We start from the raw sequence: 19,058 nt of genomic DNA, 5'->3' as shown, positions 1-19,058 counted from the left end.
AGAATAGCGCGTTATTCTCAAGGACGGTCGATTAATCCGCAACAGCGTTATGCGCCAATTTAGAACAAAGAAGTTTTTATTTCCTGCCGTTACCTTAGTCTTTACTTTGATGCTGACGTGCTATTTGGTTTATTTTGCTTATCAAGCTCAGCAAAGCCACAGTATGGATTTGGTCGATAAACTGGCCGAACAACAGAGCGAAAATTTGCAACAGGTGATTGAAAGTGATCTGCACTTTATTGGTGCTGGGGCCAATTTCTTTCGTTCTACTCACCCTGATGACTGGGATCGCTTTTCGATTTTCGCGGAGCAAGTGTTGTCGTCGTCTCAGTCATTGATCGCGTTGCAATGGATGCAGCGTGTCGAGAGCAAAGACATTGATACACACATTGCCAAGGTGCGTGCAACATTCCCATTTTATGAGATCTACACCATCCCCAAAGATGGACCTAAAACCTTTGGCTATATCCTGCCAAATAATCAGCCAATCTACACTGCGTCTGATGTCTATCCACGCAGTGAAGCGAATTTCAAAGCTTTGGGTTATTACTCATCAAGAAGCCGTTTTCAGTTGGTTCTTGATCATATTGTCAAAACTGGTCAGCCAAGTCTGTCTGACAAAGTACGGTTATTGCAAGATGGCATCGACAAAAGCATTAGTAAAACCGGGTTGCTGGTCTATCATCCGGTCTTTTCCGTTGACCAACCGCAAAAGCTAATTGGTGTGGTAATTGGTGCCATCCGTTCGACCAAATACTTTGAATCAATAGTGTTACGTACGGCCACTGAGCAAGAATTGTTGGTTCGGGTGACCGATTTAGGCTTTGATGCAGAAGACGATCCGATTTTGTATCAAAGTGATGGCTGGCAAGAGAGTCAGGGGATTGACATCCAGAAGCGTATTCGATTACCAAACCGCGAGTGGGTAGTTGATTTTAAACTGGCGGGCACCGTTCCATACAACGACAAAATGGTACTGTGGTCGATAGGTTTGACTGGGCTTACTGTGTCATTATTGCTTACCTACATTGTGTACCTATTGTTGCGAGATCAAGAGTATTTAGAGAAGCTGCTCAATGAACGAACCCGTGAACTGCAATTTTTAGTCGATTATGACGCGCTAACAGGCATTTATAATCGCCGTGCATTCAGTCGTCACTTGCAGCAAAGAGTCACTGACAAACAGTGCTTTTCTTTAATCGGTTTTGATATTGATGAGTTCAAGCAAATTAATGATAGTTACGGGCATATTGCAGGCGATGAGGTCTTGATTGGTGTGGCTAACGTAGTGTTAGGCCAGTTACGTGAAGGCGACATTTTTGTGCGCATCGGTGGTGATGAATTCTGTATTATTTCTAATGTTACTGAGCCGCAAGCGCTGGCAGATTACGTACAACAGATTTGTGATGCGGTCGGACAGGCTGCCTATCACTTTGCTCAACACGACATTCGCTGTACGTTGAGTATCGGCGCGGCTATCCGCACAGATGAAAGCCAAGAAGACATCCTGCAGCATTGTGATGCAGAGCTCTATAAGAGTAAGCAAGCAGGGCGAAATTGTGTCTCGATTGCCGCATAACTGAGCGCTTAAACGTGTTCGATTCGAATTTTGTCGATTTCTGATGTAGAATTTCGCGTTTTGCGAACTTTGAACAAAGGCCAATCATGAACCATAACCGTATTGTTTGTTTCGATTTAGAAATGTGTTGTTGGAATGAAAACGGTGTCGGTACCACTGGGGAAATTATTGAAGTTGGGCTAGCAGAAATTGACCTTGTTAAGGGCGAGATCGTTAAGCGTGCACAATATTACGTCAAACCAGAACATGATCAAGTCTCGCTGTTTTGTGCACAATTGACCGGTATTACGCCACGCACGGTTGAGAAACAGGGTCGGCCTTTGCAAGAAGTGCTTAAGTCGATGGTGAAAAACTTTGGCGGTGCGAACAAAATCTACGCCGCTTGGGGCCGAGATGATCGCGTGTTAGCCAAAGAGTGCCAACAAAAGGGCATTGAGATGCCGTTTAATGAGTTCATAAATTTAGCAACCCTATTTCGGATTCAAAATCGCCTTAAAGACAAGCGTGTTGGTCATAAAGTCGCGCAAGAAAGTAAAGGTATCGAGTGGGAAGGCCGACAGCATTCAGGTTATGTCGATGCCCATAACTTAGCCAAACTTGCATTAACGATGCTGTAAAAAATCAAGGGAGCGAATGGCTCCCTTGATGCTATTGACCGCTATTTTATTACGCGTAGCCAATCATCTCTGGTAGCCACAACACAATACTTGGGAACATGATCAGCACAGCAATGGTGATCACGTCAGCCACGAAGAAAGGCGTACAGCCGCGAAATACATCTTGAACTGAACATTCAGGACGCACTCCTGCAACCACAAAGCAGTTCAAGCCGATAGGCGGGGTGATTAAACACAGTTCTGCCATCTTGACCACGATAATACCAAACCAAATCGCACAACCTAGCCCGGAAACACCAAATGCAGAGTCTACTGCGGCCACATCTACGCCGCCATTTAGAGCAATAATTGCAGGGTAAACAACTGGGAGAGTCAGTAGCAACATGCCAATTGCATCCATGAACATCCCCAGAACCGCATACGCGAGTAGGATAAACAGCAAGGTCAGCATTGGGCTTTGTTCTAAGCTGACGATCCAATCTGAGAAAGCACTCGGCAGATCGGCAAAGCCAAGAAACCGAACGTAAATCAATACCCCCCAGATGATGGCGAATATCATTGCTGACAGCTTGGCGGTTTCCATGATTGAGCTTTTAATCTCTTTCCAACGACTGCCATGATAAAGAGCCACCAATAAAATCACGCTAGCACCAAGGGCACCAGCTTCTGTTGGAGTCCCGACACCGCCATAAATACACACCATGATAATTGCGACGACAAAGAAAATGGGCGCTGCTGCTGGCAGTGATTCAAAGCGTTGCTTCCAGCTATACCCTCGCACAGGTGGACCAAAATCTTTTTTGGTCATCGCAAGGAAAATAACTAATCCACCGTAAATCAGCGCTGAAACAAAACCGGGAATAAAGCCTGCCATCAACAGGGCACCGACATCTTGCTCGACGATGATGGCGTAAATGACCAAAATGGCCGATGGCGGGATCAACGAAGCGAGGGTGCCACCTGCCGCGACAACGCCAGCGGCAAAGCGCTTGTCGTAGCCGAGTTTGAGCATCTCTGGAACCGCAATTCTGGCAAACACCGCCGATGTTGCGACCGAAGCGCCTGAAACCGCAGCGAAGCCTGCTGTCGAAAATACAGTAGCGACCCCCATTCCGCCCGGTAACCAACCGACCCAACGTTTCGCCGCTTCAAATAGCGCTTTTGTCAGCCCTGCGTGATAGGCAAGAAAACCGATCAAGATAAAGGTCGGGATCAGCGATAGCGCGAGCGATGATACTTTAGAATGAGGAATGGTCCCGGCCATTTTGAGTGCCACCATAAAGCCACGTTCGAAGCCAAATTTGGCACTGAATATCCATACTAAACCGAGGAACCCTGCGGTGGCAGCGGCAAAGGCTACTCGCACACCAAGCACAACAAAAATAAGCATGGCACCTGATACCCAAAGACCAATTTGAATGCTGTCCATAGTGGCCATGGTTTGAATTAAATCTGACAAAATAACTCTCCTAACTCTCGTGTCCGGTTACTGCTTCGGCTTCTTTTGCGGCCACTTCGGCAGCTGATTCAATCAGAGGGACACCAACAGGGCGTTCATCTCTTCTCACTGCTGCGCGCGCGTAGCCCCACATTTGTAACACTAACCGCGCAGCCAAGATGCTCAGGGCAATCGTCACGATTAGCTTGGCTGGCCAAGTCGGAAGGTTTATATCGAGCGACGAGTCGCCAATCGAATAGGCGCGCCAAAAGTGCAAATAGGAGCCGTAAATAAGCACAAGCGTAACGGTGAACATCAACAGAGCAGACATAAATTCAGTGACCCATAACCAACGGCCTTTGAAGCGGCCAATGATGATGTCCATCCGGATATGACCACCCATGCGTTGTGTGTATGCGATGCCCAGAAAGGCAATAAACGCCATGGCTTGTTCGACCCAGTCAACGTAACCATTGATGGGCGATGAAAATAACCAACGACCTAACACGTTAACGGTGGCGAGAAAAACCAGTAAGAAAATTACCACGCCACCAGCGAGGTTGAGAAAGGACTCGAAACGAAACAGTAAGCGGTCTGCACGACTTAACTTCGAATCATCTTCCAATACAGAAGCAGCAGCCGACATAGCGGTCTCCTATCTAAAAATCTGTCATAGAGAGTGTGCCAGGCAAGTCAGAATGTCTTACCTGGCGGGTGAGGGAATTACTCAGCAAAGAGTTTCGCGGTGTGGTCAAATACAGCTTGAGAGTCAAACTTGTCTTTGTATTTATCAATCCACTCTTGGCGCACTGACTGGGCCAATTCGTTGAGCTGTTCGGTCTGCTCAGGAGAGAAGGTCACTAAAGTCAAACCTTGATCGCGGATAGCTGCTTGGTATTTCGCCGTGGTGTTTTGCTCATAGTTTTGCACATAGAAGTCGAGCGCTTCATCGACGGAACCGAGTAGTGCTTCACGATGAGCGGGCTTGAGCATTTCAAGAGCTTCAGTATTAACCACCACTGGGCAGTTGGCAGAGCCTAAGTTAAGGTTGGTTGTGGCCCATTTGCCCACTTTGTAGGAATTCGTCGACAGGTGAGCATGGGGAGCAAACGAGGCGGCATCAATGACGCCAGAATCCATCGATTGGCGGACCTCAGAAAACGGTACCCCAGTTTTGACTGCGCCGAGCTTACCCAGTACTCCCATAATTCCGCCTGGCCCACGTACGCGCAGGCCATCAAAGTCTTGTAGAGAGTTTAGTGCGTCACTCTTGCTGACAATGTTGTACTGCGGCAGTGGTGTTGGCATCAGCAGCGTCGCATTCCAACGCGCCAAGTCTTTTTTTACTTCAGGGTGTTCAAATACTTTCATGTAGATATCACTAATGCGAGCTAATGACACCTCTTTGGCAAACGGCAGTTCGTTGACCGTAATGGTCGGGTTTTTATCGGCATGATAAAAAGCGCAAAACTGAGCCATTTCAAATGCACCGAACGAAATGCCGTCTAAGTTTTCACGCGCTTTAGACAGGCCGCCATAAGAAATGTTGAGTTTAAATTCACCGTTAGTTTTCTGTTCAACTAGCTCTGCGAGCTTTTCTACGTTTTCGGTAAAAGCGCGGCGTTTTCCCCACAGAGAAACATTCCATTCCGTTGCAGCGGCGACTTCCGAAGCCATAAATCCAGTGATGGCGAGGGTAATGAGGGAGGTTTGTAGTGCTTTCATATATCGTCCTTGTTGTTATGCACGCGTGTTTCGCTCATTGGGAGCGATTCGGAGTATTAAACCGACAATTTGTGTCGCAAACGTTTTGATTTTTTTCGAATATGACTATAGCAAAGACGTTGTAAAGTTAATGAGTTGTTATCAAATTATGGTGCTTTCCTCACGACTTAATGAGGTCAAGATGTGAAGTGACGGCATCGAGTAGCGTGCTACAGGGGATGACAAGTTGAGGTGACGTTACGTGGTGATTAGGTTGAGCTCAGGTCGCTCTCACTGTGTGAGAACGACGAGATGGGATTGATGCGGCGTTGTCATAGCGATGTGATGTTACTCAGGCAATCAAGGTACGAGGACTCGGTTGATTTGCCAATATGACCTACTGGTCTTTATCGCTAGTTGGAGGCTCGTTGGCCGGAAGTTCGGTGACAGAAAGCTTGGCACGAATAAAGTCACGGTGATCAACATAAAGCAACTCGGCGGTCTTACGAATGACGGCTTCTTCTAGTGGGTCGATCGTGCCATCGGCATTGGCAACTTGCCACATCGCCTGAATCACGCAGTAGCGGTTTTGTTGACTAAGTTCGCGTAACTGGGAGGTAAACTCATACAAAGACGCCGAATCTTTGCTGCATTGTTGAGCGCGAGTTAGCAGTGCGTTGGTTTGGCTAGGGTCGAGATTGAGCAGTTTACCAAGCAGGTGATGTTTTGCTTCGCTCTCTGCACGCTCAATCTGATGATCGGCGCCAGCAACCTCGTACAATAAGCACGCAATCGCTAAATTGGGGTCTGCGGCGCTGTGTTGGCCTAAATCTTCCCCTTCAAGCAACTGTTTAAACAGTTTAGTAATCGAATTTAACATGGTCTATGCCTTTCTGTGCGGTTGTGCTGGTAAATGCGCTGTTCTAGCTATCGATGTACGACTCTACTTATCTAGGTGCGACTCTATTTATAGATAGTGACGTTATTTATAGTGCCACTCTGTTTATAGATAGTGACGTTGGTCGTGGATCACAATACGTTTGACCAAAATCTTACTTTTCTTTTATCGGCATAAACTCCCACTGCTTGCCGTCACCAGTTAAAATCGCGATACGTTCTGGTTGGCCTTGTTTATCCAGTTTGAGTTCGCCAATGGCGCTGCTATTGACTAAGCGACGACGCCCAGGTGTATTTGGATCGCGTTTTTTCACTTTGAGACGCTTACGTTTGGTAAACCAGTTCAATGGTGAGCGCGGCGAATAAAGCAACCGGTCTGCGTGGTCACACAACGCGAGCAAAGGTTCAGGAAACTGGCTTTTGAGACCACTGCAGGTGACTTGATAGATGGTCGGGCTATTGCGTCTAAACCTGAGTTTAATGTCGTATGCGAATGAGTAGTGCACATCGCCTGACAAAATAACAAAATTAGTCGGGGTTTTGGTGTGGGTAAAAATACTTAACATTGTATTAGCGCTGCCAGGGTGCGCCATCCAGTTTTCTGCATCAACCATTAACGGTTTACCGAGTGCAGTCACTATCCGTTGTAAGGTCTCAATAAACTTGACACCAAACATCGGTGCTGGCGAGACAATGATCACTTTGTCTAGATGCAAAAGCTCATGCTGCAGCTCTATCATGGCTTCCCAGTCCATCAATCCTGACGGTTTATTCATTTTAGATTCAGAACGCCAACGCCGCGTTCGAGTATCAAGTACCACGACTTTCGGCGAACGCTCAATCGTATAGTGCCAAGCTTCAAAGCGATATAAATGGCGGATAAAGGCGTCATGATTGTCTACACTCGGCGTGTCGAGAAATTGGCGTGCCAAATTAACAAATTCGTGATTGAAGTTGTCGGGCTCGTTACCCCATCCCTGACAAAGCCAATAGGCCATTAAGCCATTACCAATGATGCGGTGTGAAAATGGATTTTGATAGGCGGCCGTTTCCCAGCCAATGGTGAGATTCCAATCGTCGGTAATATCATGATCATCAAAAATCATGTAAGTCGGGATATGGGCGAACAGGCGCTGCACTTGGCTAAGACCATCAACAAAGCTTTGAAGGATTTGATGTTCGTCGTGCCAACGTTGTTGAAGGCGCGGCTCCATAACCTGTCCAGCGTGAGAGAAACCATTGTCCCGCAAGCGAGTTGGATTGATGCAAGACCACAAGGTTGGCGACCAAACGAGCAGATACATAGCGACAAACTCGCTAAAGGTAATCAAATGGTTTTCTGTATCGGTAGAGGTAAAAATAGGCGCGTTGCGCTTCGGAAACAGCTTAGTGAACAGTGTGCCGTCATCGTAATGATGGGGTAAGAGATGGTCACGGCGATAATAACAGTCCGGATGAGCAAAAAGCTCGTCACTGTTTTGTACAGGCGCTTGATGAAATTGCTCTTGCGGGAGCCCTAATAACTCAATGGTTTGATGGATGGCATCGAGCATTGGTCCAGCAACGTGATCTGCGTAGATTTGGTCGCCGCTCATCATTAATAAGTCAGGGCGTTGGTCGATAGAATATTGGGCGACTTTTTCATCGGCGCGCACCAAGGCATCGTCACTAGGATCATGAGGGTTACGACACGAGCCGTGCATCACGTAATCGGCTTTGGTCGAGATGGTAATGCTAAGTTGTGACTCATTGCCATAGAGCAAGTGTGGGTATAGCTCAACCAAGGGGCCGTGTTGGGTATTAAATTGATAATTGAGCGCAGTATCTTGCGGGAACTCACCAACAATACGCACTAAGGTGACATAGCAATATTGGCCAACTTTAAACGCTTCGAACTGGCTTAAAGATTGACGGTGTAACTCGGTTTGGTCGGCCGCCAAACTGAGGGCAAATTCACCATCAAGGGGTTCACGTGTGGCTAACCAAAAGACCAGCTCAGTGGCAGTGGTTTTGCGCAAGATGGGGCCAGCAATAAGAAAAGGTCTTTTATTATCCATGTGTTACTCAGTGGGTTCCTCGGGTAGGCTTGGGTCTTCAAGAACTTCGATGACTTCTGAGCTTGAAAGTTCATGGCCCATTAAAAAAAGTGCCAGCATCGCATCTGCTTTGGTTTTATCGTCAGAGCTTTCGGTAAGGATTTGCAAAAAGCGATGACGTATCATGGTGATTTCGTGCTCGACAAAACCGCGTCCTTCCTCTTCACCTTGTGTCTCTTCTGGTGCGGTATCGAAACTCAAAAACAGCAAACCACCATCAAGCTCAGCGTCGAGTAATCGTTCTGGCAGCCAAGTTTCTCCGGTCACTATGTCCGGATCGCAGTTGCTTGGTAATCGAGCGAGTCGTTTTTTTAATTCAGATGCTTTCACAATCGTTAGATTTGAGGGATCATAGATTCTATTTTAACGACCAATAGCGCAGAAACCTAAGTATTAAGCACTTTAGTTGGTCAGTTTTTGAGTTGTTACGTCACTTTTGGATAGAAAATGATAAAAAACCGTTCGCTATCGATGTTCTCGATAGCTGTCAGTGGCTTAGTTTTCCCCTCTGCTTATGCCCAGCAAGCGGAGCAAGATTGGGGTATCGCCGCAATTTATCGTATGGCGTCAATTCCGTTTAAAACCGAAAACGGCGATCAAACCGTCAGTACTTTTGTTCCTATGATGTTTTTTGACAATGAGCATGTGTTCATTGATGGGATGCAAGCGGGTGCTTATTTATATCAAGGCGATAATATCGAGTTCAATGCCTTGATGCGTATGCGTTTTGTCGATATTCCTGCGTCAGCACAAAATGCCCATCAAGGCGATACGTTCGACTTTGGTGCTCAGTTACGTTATCAATTTAGTCAGAATTGGCAGTTAGACACCGAGTTAATGAGTGACAAAGATATGCGTTTTCACGTCAATCTTAGTGCCTCGGCAAACTATCAATGGGGTGACTGGCAACTGACGCCTCATGCGACGGTGAGGTACAAAGATGCTGACTTCAACAGTGAGTATTATGCGTTTAATGATTATACCGGCGAGCGCATTGGCGCAGGTATTGATGTTAACGCGGGCGTCCGAGCCCGTTATCACGTCTACTCGAATTTATATCTGCTTGGCGCGGCCAGTGTCACGCACCTTGATAGCAATGCCTACCAATCACAGGTAGTCGATGACAGATTTGAAGGTGAATTTTACCTAGGGTTCGGATTTTTTAACGACAAGAGCAAAGCGCCCAAATCAGAGTTGAGTAATAAACGTTATTGGCGTGTCGCGCACGGTTGGGCAACCCCTTCTAATATCGGTGAAATTATCAAACTTAACCGTGAGAAGGATCCCTACAACAACCAGCTCACCTCGCTTTTTTATGGGCACCCATTAACCGATGAATTATTTGGTATACCCATTGATATCTACTTTACGCCGGGAATTGTCCATCACTGGTCGTCTGAGGTGCAGTCTTCTGTCACCGAATATGTCGCAGCCATTAAAGCGTACTACACCTTTGATTGGCCGACTCAATGGCGGTTTGGCGTTGCAGAAGGGCTTTCTTACGTAGACAGCTTTACCTATATTGAAAACGAAGAGATGAAATCTAAAGGCTACAACCCCAGTAACCTCCTGAACTATTTGGATTTCTCTGTCGACGTTAATGTTGGCGATTTGTTCAATTCAAACGACTTGAACAATGTTTGGATTGGCTACTCGTTGCATCATCGCAGTGCGATTTTTGAAAAAGCCTCGCAATATGGGCGGATAAAAGGGGGCAGTAACTACAACACCCTTTATCTCCAGGTTGATTTTTAGCCGCCCACCATAGAAGCAACGCCCACAGGTATAGGTTTGTGGGCGTTTTTATTATCATCTGTGATACAATCCGCGCAGTTTTATCGATAGAAAAGAATAGGTAACGCTTTGACTTCGTCACAGCCAAAAAAAACAGCCGCATCAGAGCATCAGGCTCAAGCTAATAACGCGGCTTCATTACGCAAAGCACTCAACCAGTGCTTGTTGAAAGACAGATTTCGTTTAAGCAAACGCATCTCCGGGGCAAGTCGAATAAAAAAAGAAGCCTCACGTAACGCTGTGTTTGACGAGATCGCATTAGATATTGCTAAGTCGATGATGGCAGCCGAGCAGCGCTGCGCCGTTGTGCCGACGATCAACTACCCTGACATCTTGCCTGTTAGCCAGAAGAAAGACGATATTGCCAAGGCGATTGCAGACAATCAGGTGGTGATCGTTGCCGGTGAAACTGGGTCAGGCAAAACCACTCAGTTACCTAAAATTTGTGTCGAGCTTGGCCGTGGTAAATATGGCTTAATTGGTCATACTCAGCCACGTCGACTCGCGGCGCGTTCGGTGGCGAGCCGCATTGCAGAAGAGATGGAAAGCACACTGGGTGAGTTTGTTGGTTATAAGGTGCGCTTTAACGACCAAATATCAGATAATACTCAAATTAAGTTAATGACTGACGGTATCTTGCTGGCAGAAATTCAACATGATCGCTTTCTTAACCAGTACGACACCATCATCATTGATGAAGCGCACGAGCGCAGTCTGAACATTGATTTCATCCTCGGTTATTTAAAAGAGTTACTGCCGCGTCGCCCTGACTTGAAGGTGATCATTACCTCAGCAACGATTGACCCAGAACGTTTCTCTAAGCATTTCGACAATGCACCGATCATCGAAGTCTCAGGTCGCACCTACCCAGTAGACACTCGTTATCGCCCATTGGCGGGAGACGATGATAGTGATCGTGACCAATTAGAAGGTATTTTTGAAGCGGTCGATGAGCTGTGCGATGAAGGTCTGGGTGATATCCTGATCTTTATGAATGGTGAGCGAGAAATCCGCGACACCGCAGACGCACTGGCGAAACGTAACCTCAAGAGTACCGAAATCGTGCCGCTGTATGCACGCTTATCGGCTGGCGAGCAAAACAAGATCTTTCAACCTCATGCTGGACGTCGGATTGTATTGGCGACTAACGTGGCTGAAACGTCTCTCACCGTACCTGGCATCAAATATGTGATTGACCCGGGCACGGCGCGTATTAGCCGCTATAGCTACCGCACTAAAGTACAGCGCTTGCCAATTGAGCCAATATCGCAAGCGAGCGCCAATCAGCGGAAAGGCCGTTGTGGTCGTGTCGAAGAAGGTATCTGTATTCGTCTTTACTCCGAGGACGATTTCAATTCTCGCCCTGAGTTTACTGATCCTGAAATTCTACGTACCAATTTAGCCTCGGTTATCTTACAAATGACCGCATTGGGCTTAGGTGATATCGAAGCATTTCCATTCGTTGAAGCGCCAGATAAGCGTAACGTCCAAGATGGGGTGCGCTTGCTTGAAGAGCTTGGCGCGATTAATGATAAAGCCAGCGATCCAAATAAACGTCTCACGGCAACTGGCCGTCAATTGGCGAAGTTGCCGATTGATCCACGTCTGGCACGTATGGTACTTGAAGCGCCTAAATATGGCGCTTTGAAAGAGTTGATGATCATCGCATCGGCCTTGTCGATTCAAGACCCGCGTGAGCGTCCAAGTGATAAACAACAATCTTCGGATGACAAACATCGTCGTTTCTTCCATGAAGAGTCAGATTTTCTCACCTTCGTTAATATCTGGGATTACCTGCAAAAGCAGCAAAAGGCGCTATCGGGCAGCCAGTTCCGCAAGCAGTGTAAACAAGACTACTTAAACTACTTGCGTGTGCGTGAGTGGCAAGATGTGTATTTTCAGGTCCATCAGGCGATGCGTGAAATGGGCTTTAAGCTTAACGATGAAGCCGCGAACTATCAAAGTGTGCATAGCGCGATCCTCGTGGGCTTACTCTCACATATTGGTGTCAAAGACCAAGAGAAAAACGAATATCAAGGCGCGCGTAACGCTCGTTTCCATATCTTCCCAGCGTCGGGGTTATTCAAAAAGCAACCTAAGTGGATCATGTCAGCCGAACTGGTGGAAACATCGAGGTTGTGGGGGCGCATTATTGCCAAGATCCAACCTGAATGGGTTGAACCTTTGGCGAAACACTTGATCAAACGCAGTTACAGTGAACCCCATTGGTCGAAAAAAAACGCGGCGGTCATGGCGCATGAGAAAGTCATGCTATATGGCGTACCTATCGTACCTAAACGCCTTATCAACTATGGCAGTATCGATCCTGTTGTCAGTCGTGAGCTGTTTATTCGTAGCGCTTTGGTTGAAGGTGAGTGGGAAACTAAACATGCTTTCTTTAAGCAAAACCGTAAGTTGCTGCAAGAGGTTGAAGAGTTAGAGCACAAGTCTCGTCGGCGCGATATCTTGGTTGATGATGATGAGTTGTTTGATTTCTATGATCAGCGAGTGGGCACCGAAGTTGTGTCTGGACGCCATTTTGATACTTGGTGGAAGAAAGCATCCCAAGGCAATCCGGAGCTGCTCAATTTTGAAAAAGAGATGTTGTTCAAAGGCGATGCCAGCCATGTCACTGATCTCGATTATCCTAATTTCTGGCATCAAAATGGCCTCAAATTAAAACTGAGTTACCAATTTGAGCCAGGTGAAGATAACGATGGTGTCACGGTTCATCTGCCTTTACCGATTTTAAACCAAGTTGAACCTGCTGGCTTTGACTGGCAGATCCCAGGTTTACGTCATGAGTTAGTGGTCAGCTTGATTAAATCGTTGCCGAAAACGATTCGTAAGAATTTTGTTCCGGCGCCAAATTATGCCGATGCCTTTTTAGCACGTGTCACGCCGATGGAAGCACCATTGCTTGATTCGTTAGAAAAAGAGTTACGCCGCATGACAGGTGTTGAAGTATTGCGAGACGATTGGAACCTCGACCAAGTGCCCGATCACTTGAAAGTGACGTTCCGCGCCGTCGACCATCGCAACCGAAAGTTAAAAGAACATCGCGATTTGCATCAACTCAAAGAGAGTCTCAAAGAGAAGGTGCAAGAGACACTGTCGAAAGTCGCTGACGATGATATCGAACAGCAAGGCTTGCACACGTGGAGTTTTGGTGAACTGCCAAAAGTCTATCAGCAGAAACGTGGCGGCTACGAAGTCAAAGCGTATCCAGCGATCGTTGATAGCAAAGACAGTGTTGAGATTAAGCTCTACGAAACCGAGCAAGAGCAAGTGCAAGCCATGAAGGCCGGACAGCGCCGCTTAGTATTGCTCAATGTGCCATCGCCGATTAAGTACTTACACGCTAATTTACCGAATAAATCGAAGTTGGGTCTGTACTTTAATCCGTATGGCAAAGTACTCGATCTGATTGATGACTGCATTGCCTGTGGCGTAGACAAATTGATCGAACAAAAAGGCGGCTTAGTGTGGCAACCTGAAGCGTTTGAACAGTTGAAAGAGCACGTTCGTGCCGAGTTGGGTGATACCGTCGTCGAGATTGCCCAGCAAGTTGAAACGATTTTGACCACCGCGTTCAGCATCAATAAAAAGCTTAAAGGTAAAATTGACTTTACCATGGCGTTTGCACTGTCTGATATCAAAGCGCAGATTGAAGGGCTGATTTTTAAGGGCTTTGCGACTGAGTGTGGCTGGAAGCGCCTGCCGGACATTTTGCGTTACATGAAAGCGATTGAGCGCCGGATGGAAAAGCTGCCAATTGATCCAAACAAAGACCGTTTGCATATGCTAAAAATCGAGTCGGTCACTAATGATTACAAAGAGTTACTTAATAAAATTCCGAAGGGAGTGGCAGTTCCTGATAACGTTAAAGAAATACGTTGGATGCTCGAAGAGTTGCGCGTTAGCTACTTTGCTCAACAGCTAGGTACCCCTTATCCCGTTTCTGACAAGCGTATTAAAATGGCAATTGAAGCTTGCTAGGTATGTAATTTGCATAAGGTTAAGTATACCGTTCGGAATTTTGACTAATACGGCAGAGGTTTGCCAGTTGAAGCCTCTGCAGCATATAAATAGAGAAGGTTTATTATGAAAAAGACACTACTAGCGCTAGCTCTGATTGGCGCGTCCACCACTGCTTCAGCGGACTCATGGATCTACGGCAGCGCGAGTGTAGGTCAAGCGGATTTGGGTAACGAATCTTCAACCTCGTATAACGTTCATGTTGGTACTGGTATTCTTCCATTGATCGGTCTTGAAGCGGGTTATCAAGACTTTGGCGATTTCGACAACGTAAAATACGGCAACTTCACAGGTAATCTAACTGGTTCTGCTGTGTATTTCGCGGCGAAACCAAGCATCGATTTTGGCCCTCTTCATGTGTACGGCAAAGTTGGTTTGCACTCTTATGAGTTGACGGGCGATAACTTTAAAGAAGATGAAATCGACATCATGTATGGTGTTGGCGCAGAATACTTTGTGATGGGGCCGATCTCTTTAGGTGCGAGTTACAATGTGTTTTCAATGAAAGAAGAAGATGTGAAAAACTTTTCGCTTAACGCCACTTTCCATTTCTTATAATTAGCGCACGCTAAAAATACTCCACAGCCAGAGTCGATATGCCTCTGGCTTTTTTTATCCATTTCATCATTCATCGGTTCTACCAATCAGTGAAATAGACGTAAACATAGTGTGTATATTTGCATACTTGTTTATCCTTTCTATCCTTTCTATCGTAAACAGCTTAATTATAAGTAATTAACAAGAAGGATCGACCAATGTCAGATAAACAGAAAACCTCAGGACAGTGCCCCGTTATGCATGGCGCAATGACACAAGCCAGTGAGTCAAACACTGCGTGGTGGCCAAACGCGCTCAATCTCGACATCCTCCATCAACATGACAGTAAAACTAATCCTTTAGGCGCAGATTTTAACTATCGTCAACAACTCGCAAAGCTTGACGTAGCAGCGCTTAAACAAGATTTAACCGATCTTATGACCGACAGCCAAGCGTGGTGGCCAGCTGACTGGGGACATTATGGCGGCTTGATGATTCGTATGGCATGGCACTCGGCGGGAAGTTATCGCATTGCTGATGGTCGCGGAGGGGCTGCAACGGGCAATCAGCGTTTTGCTCCACTTAACTCATGGCCAGATAACGGCAATCTAGATAAAGCGCGCCGCTTGTTGTGGCCAATCAAACGCAAATACGGCAACAAAATCAGTTGGGCTGATTTGATTATACTTGCCGGCACCATCGCCTATGAATCCATGGGGTTTAAGACGTTCGGCTTCGCTTTCGGCCGCGAAGATATCTGGCATCCAGAAAAGGACACCTATTGGGGCTCTGAGAAAGAGTGGTTGGCAACCAGTGGAGGTGAAGGCAGTCGTTATTCCGGTCAACGTGATTTAGAAAACCCGTTAGCGGCGGTAATGATGGGGCTTATCTATGTCAATCCAGAAGGTGTTGATGGCAACCCCGATCCACTTAAAACGGCGCAAGATATGCGAGTGACGTTTGCTCGTATGGCAATGGATGATGAAGAGACTGTGGCACTAACGGCTGGGGGGCATACCGTTGGTAAAGCGCACGGTAATGGCGATGCGGCCAATCTTGGGCCAGAGCCAGAAGCGGCTGCGATTGAAGAGCAGGGGATGGGTTGGATGAACCATACCTCTCGTGGCATTGGTCGTGACACTGTAACTAGCGGTGTTGAAGGTGCGTGGACGACCAATCCAACACAATGGGACGATGGTTACTTCGAACTGCTGTTCAAATACGATTGGCAGTTGACGAAGAGTCCGGCTGGCGCTTGGCAATGGGAGCCTGTCGATATCGCAGAAGAAGATAAACCTGTCGATGTCGAAGATGCAAGTATTCGCGTAATGCCAATGATGACCGATGCCGATATGGCGCTCAAGCTTGACCCAGAATATTGCAAAATCTCACAACGCTTTCGTGACGATCCAGCGTACTTTGAACAAGTGTTCGCGCGTGCATGGTTTAAGTTGACTCATCGGGATCTTGGTCCGAAAGCTCGTTACTTTGGCCCCGATGTTCCTAGTGAAGCGTTGATTTGGCAAGACCCAGTCCCAGCCGGACGTGACGACTATGATGTTGAAGCCCTCAAAGCGGCGATTAGTGACACCGATTTGTCGGTCAGCGATTTGGTCAGCACCGCGTGGGACAGCGCACGTACGTTTCGTGGCTCAGATAACCGCGGTGGTGCGAACGGCGCACGTATTCGCTTAGCGCCGCAAAATCAGTGGCAAGGCAATGAGCCACAACGCTTGCAACGCGTGTTAGCTGTACTAGAACCGCTTGCTGAGAGTTTCGGCGCGAGTGTAGCAGACACGATTGTATTAGCAGGTAATGTTGGGCTAGAAAAAGCCATCAAAGCCGCAGGTTATGCTGTTTCGGTTCCGTTTGCTCCTGGGCGCGGCGATGCTAGCGCAGAGATGACCGATGAGGACTCTTTTGACGTGTTGGAGCCACTTGCTGATGGATTCAGAAACTGGCAAAAAGAGCATTACGCTGTCTCACCAGAAGAGTTACTGCTTGATCGCGCTCAACTGATGGGGCTCACTGCGCCTGAGATGACGGTATTGCTTGGTGGGATGCGCGTATTGGCCACCAACCATGGCGATACCCGCCACGGCGTATTTACCGATCGTACTGGTGTATTAAGTAATGACTTTTTCGTCAATCTCACTGATATGGCTTACCAATGGCAACCTAAGGGTCGTAATCTTTATCATATTAATGATCGAACCACTGGTGAAACAAAATGGACAGCCACTCGGGTAGACTTAGTGTTTGGCTCTAACTCGATTTTACGCGCTTATGCTGAGGTGTATGCTCAAGACGACAATCACGAGAAGTTTATTCAAGACTTTGTCGCCGCTTGGAACAAGGTAATGAATGCGGATCGCTTCGATTTAATCGCTTAAAACCTGACACGTAAGTAACCATAGGCTGTTCATATGAATGGCCTTTTTTAATCGGAACGGTTTGTTTATTGATGCTGCAGTGTGTATGTTAAACCTGTGACTCTCATCATCGGAACCGTTATGAACCCACCGCGAACTCTGACTTCAAAACAGGCAATAGCTGATAAAAACGTCAAGCTCGAAAAGCGAAGTTTGACTATTTTGACTGAACTGATTCGATTTGTTCGCCCTTATCGTTGGCAAGTGATCGCCGCACTGGCCGCGCTGGTTGTGACCGCATCATTAACCTTGTCGGTGGGTCATGGGGTACGATTATTGATTGATCAAGGCTTTGCCAGTCGTTCATTGACGCAACTTGGTAGCGCCATTGGTTTTATTCTTACGGTCACGTTGCTCATCTCTGTCGGGACTTTTTTTCGCTTCTATTTGGTTTCGTCGGTAGGGGAGCGAGTCAGTGCCGATATTCGCTTAGCGGTCTTTAACCATGTCATTCGTCTGCACCCAAGTTATTTCGAAACCAATGGTAGCGGCGAAATTATGTCGCGGATCACCACCGATACCACGTTACTGCAAAGTATTATTGGTTCGTCTTTTTCAATGGCGATGCGCAGTGCTTTGATGTGTGTTGGGGCGCTGATCATGTTGTTTGCCACCAACGTAAAACTAACCCTGATCGTGCTGGCCAGTGTGCCGTTTATTTTAGTGCCAATCCTCTACTATGGGCGCAAAGTTCGCGCTTTGTCGCGCCAAAGCCAAGACTCAATGGCAGAGGTAGGTAGTTACGCAGGAGAAGCGATCGAGCAGATCAAAACCGTGCAAAGCTACAGTCAAGAAAGCCAAGAGCAGATCCTTTTTGCCACTCAAGTAGAAAAAGCCTATCAAATTGGTCGTCAGCGTGTGATGCAACGAGCGATTTTAATTTCCGGCGTCATTGTCATTGTTTTTAGCGCTATTTCAGGGATGTTATGGGTCGGAGGCAGTGACGTGATTGCAGGCACCTTGTCTGCAGGGGACTTAGGTGCATTTGTTTTTTATGCGATTATTGTCGCCTCATCGCTGGCGACCATTTCAGAAGTGATGGGTGAATTGCAGCGTGCTGCTGGTGCAACTGAGCGATTGATTGAAATTCTTCAGGTTGAAAGTGATATTGTTGCCCCATCGAGTAACGGTGTGTCGCTTGAAGAAGTCACGCCTCAGATCGAGTTTGCGTCGGTTACTTTCCATTATCCATCGCGCCCTGACCAAGCCGCGTTATCTGATCTGAGTCTCCTCGTTGAGCCCGGCAAAGTACTGGCGTTAGTAGGGCCTTCAGGAGCAGGTAAAACCACCATCTTTGAGCTATTGCAGCGTTTTTATGACCCTCAGCAAGGCTCAATCGCCTTAGGAGGCGTTGATATTAAACAGTGTGAGCCGAGTCAACTGCGTAACAAAATGGCATTGGTTCCTCAGCAACCAGCTCTGTTTAGTCATGATGTCTATTACAATATTCGTTATGGTAAGCCTGAAGCGACTGATGAAGAAGTTGTAGCGGCGGCGAAGAAAGCCCATGCTCATGAGTTTATTGACAACTTACCAAACGGCTACAGAAGTTTTTTAGGCGAGAGGGGCGTGCGTTTGTCGGGTGGACAACGACAGCGAATCGCGATTGCGCGCGCGATCTTAAAAGACCCCGAGATTTTGTTGCTTGATGAAGCAACCAGTGCGTTAGATAGTGAAAGTGAACACCATGTACAACAGGCACTCGAAGAATTAATGCGTGGTAGAACGACAATTATCATTGCCCATCGGTTATCAACCATTCAGCATGCTGACAAAATTGCGGTTTTAGAACAAGGTAAATTGGTCGATATTGGCAACCATCACACCTTACTCAACACTAGCCCACTTTATCAACGCTTGGTTGAACTGCAATTTAAGTCCAAGTCTAACGTTTAAACAAAGACAACAAAAAAGAGCCACTCGATG

Annotated in this window: 13 protein-coding genes; 7 read left to right on the top strand and 6 right to left on the bottom strand. The window is 47.0% G+C overall.

What is annotated here, in order from left to right:
• The first annotated feature begins 49 nt into the window (after window positions 1-49).
• Together ViNHUV68_RS08450 and ViNHUV68_RS08445 are read left to right on the top strand one after the other, a co-directional pair.
• Complete coding sequence (locus ViNHUV68_RS08450) at window positions 50-1,579, top strand: diguanylate cyclase domain-containing protein (protein ID WP_391087322.1); 1,530 nt, start codon at window positions 50-52, stop codon at window positions 1,577-1,579.
• 86 nt (window positions 1,580-1,665) lie between these two features.
• Window positions 1,666-2,196, top strand: coding sequence for an exonuclease domain-containing protein (locus tag ViNHUV68_RS08445; RefSeq protein WP_391087319.1), 531 nt, complete (start codon window positions 1,666-1,668; stop codon window positions 2,194-2,196).
• Between the two features lie 49 nt (window positions 2,197-2,245).
• On the opposite strand, the gene ViNHUV68_RS08440 is transcribed toward ViNHUV68_RS08445, so the two are convergent.
• The 6 genes from ViNHUV68_RS08440 to ViNHUV68_RS08415 all read right to left on the bottom strand — a co-directional run bounded on the left by ViNHUV68_RS08440 (window position 2,246) and on the right by ViNHUV68_RS08415 (window position 8,661).
• Window positions 2,246-3,655 carry a TRAP transporter large permease gene (locus tag ViNHUV68_RS08440; protein ID WP_211252978.1) on the bottom strand — a complete coding sequence of 470 codons (1,410 nt, stop codon included), beginning with the start codon at window positions 3,653-3,655 and terminating at the stop codon, window positions 2,246-2,248.
• A 10-nt stretch (window positions 3,656-3,665) separates the two neighbouring features.
• Window positions 3,666-4,280 carry a TRAP transporter small permease subunit gene (locus ViNHUV68_RS08435; protein ID WP_391087315.1) on the bottom strand — a complete coding sequence of 205 codons (615 nt, stop codon included), beginning with the start codon at window positions 4,278-4,280 and terminating at the stop codon, window positions 3,666-3,668.
• A 77-nt stretch (window positions 4,281-4,357) separates the two neighbouring features.
• Complete coding sequence (locus ViNHUV68_RS08430; RefSeq protein WP_038172560.1) at window positions 4,358-5,359, bottom strand: C4-dicarboxylate TRAP transporter substrate-binding protein; 1,002 nt, start codon at window positions 5,357-5,359, stop codon at window positions 4,358-4,360.
• A 376-nt stretch (window positions 5,360-5,735) separates the two neighbouring features.
• Entirely contained in the window at window positions 5,736-6,218 is a 483-nt protein-coding gene (locus ViNHUV68_RS08425) for a TerB family tellurite resistance protein (protein WP_391087312.1), read from the bottom strand.
• 172 nt (window positions 6,219-6,390) lie between these two features.
• Entirely contained in the window at window positions 6,391-8,292 is a 1,902-nt protein-coding gene (locus tag ViNHUV68_RS08420) for an alkaline phosphatase D family protein (RefSeq protein WP_391087310.1), read from the bottom strand.
• A 3-nt stretch (window positions 8,293-8,295) separates the two neighbouring features.
• Window positions 8,296-8,661, bottom strand: a complete 366-nt coding sequence (locus tag ViNHUV68_RS08415) for a hypothetical protein (protein WP_391087307.1) — start codon at window positions 8,659-8,661, stop codon at window positions 8,296-8,298.
• A 117-nt stretch (window positions 8,662-8,778) separates the two neighbouring features.
• Here ViNHUV68_RS08415 and ViNHUV68_RS08410 point away from each other — a divergent pair, with 117 nt between their 5' ends.
• From ViNHUV68_RS08410 to ViNHUV68_RS08390, 5 genes are all read left to right on the top strand, one after another.
• The gene (locus tag ViNHUV68_RS08410; protein WP_391087304.1) at window positions 8,779-10,086 is read left to right on the top strand and encodes a MipA/OmpV family protein; all 1,308 of its coding nucleotides are present in this window, start codon (window positions 8,779-8,781) and stop codon (window positions 10,084-10,086) included.
• A gap of 108 nt (window positions 10,087-10,194) precedes the next feature.
• On the top strand, window positions 10,195-14,124 hold the full coding sequence (gene hrpA / locus ViNHUV68_RS08405) for an ATP-dependent RNA helicase HrpA (RefSeq protein WP_391087301.1): 3,930 nt from the start codon (window positions 10,195-10,197) through the stop codon (window positions 14,122-14,124).
• Window positions 14,125-14,229: 105 nt separating this feature from the next.
• Window positions 14,230-14,721 carry an outer membrane beta-barrel protein gene (locus ViNHUV68_RS08400; RefSeq protein WP_391087298.1) on the top strand — a complete coding sequence of 164 codons (492 nt, stop codon included), beginning with the start codon at window positions 14,230-14,232 and terminating at the stop codon, window positions 14,719-14,721.
• 197 nt (window positions 14,722-14,918) lie between these two features.
• The gene (gene katG / locus ViNHUV68_RS08395) at window positions 14,919-17,093 is read left to right on the top strand and encodes a catalase/peroxidase HPI (protein ID WP_391087295.1); all 2,175 of its coding nucleotides are present in this window, start codon (window positions 14,919-14,921) and stop codon (window positions 17,091-17,093) included.
• Window positions 17,094-17,213: 120 nt separating this feature from the next.
• Window positions 17,214-19,028, top strand: a complete 1,815-nt coding sequence (locus ViNHUV68_RS08390) for an ABC transporter transmembrane domain-containing protein (protein WP_391087292.1) — start codon at window positions 17,214-17,216, stop codon at window positions 19,026-19,028.
• The last annotated feature ends 30 nt before the right edge of the window (window positions 19,029-19,058 follow it).

It is taken from the genome of Vibrio sp. NH-UV-68 (assembly GCF_042940635.1).
Classification (GTDB): domain Bacteria; phylum Pseudomonadota; class Gammaproteobacteria; order Enterobacterales; family Vibrionaceae; genus Vibrio; species Vibrio pacinii.
This window is presented reverse-complemented; position numbering and strand designations above follow the sequence as displayed.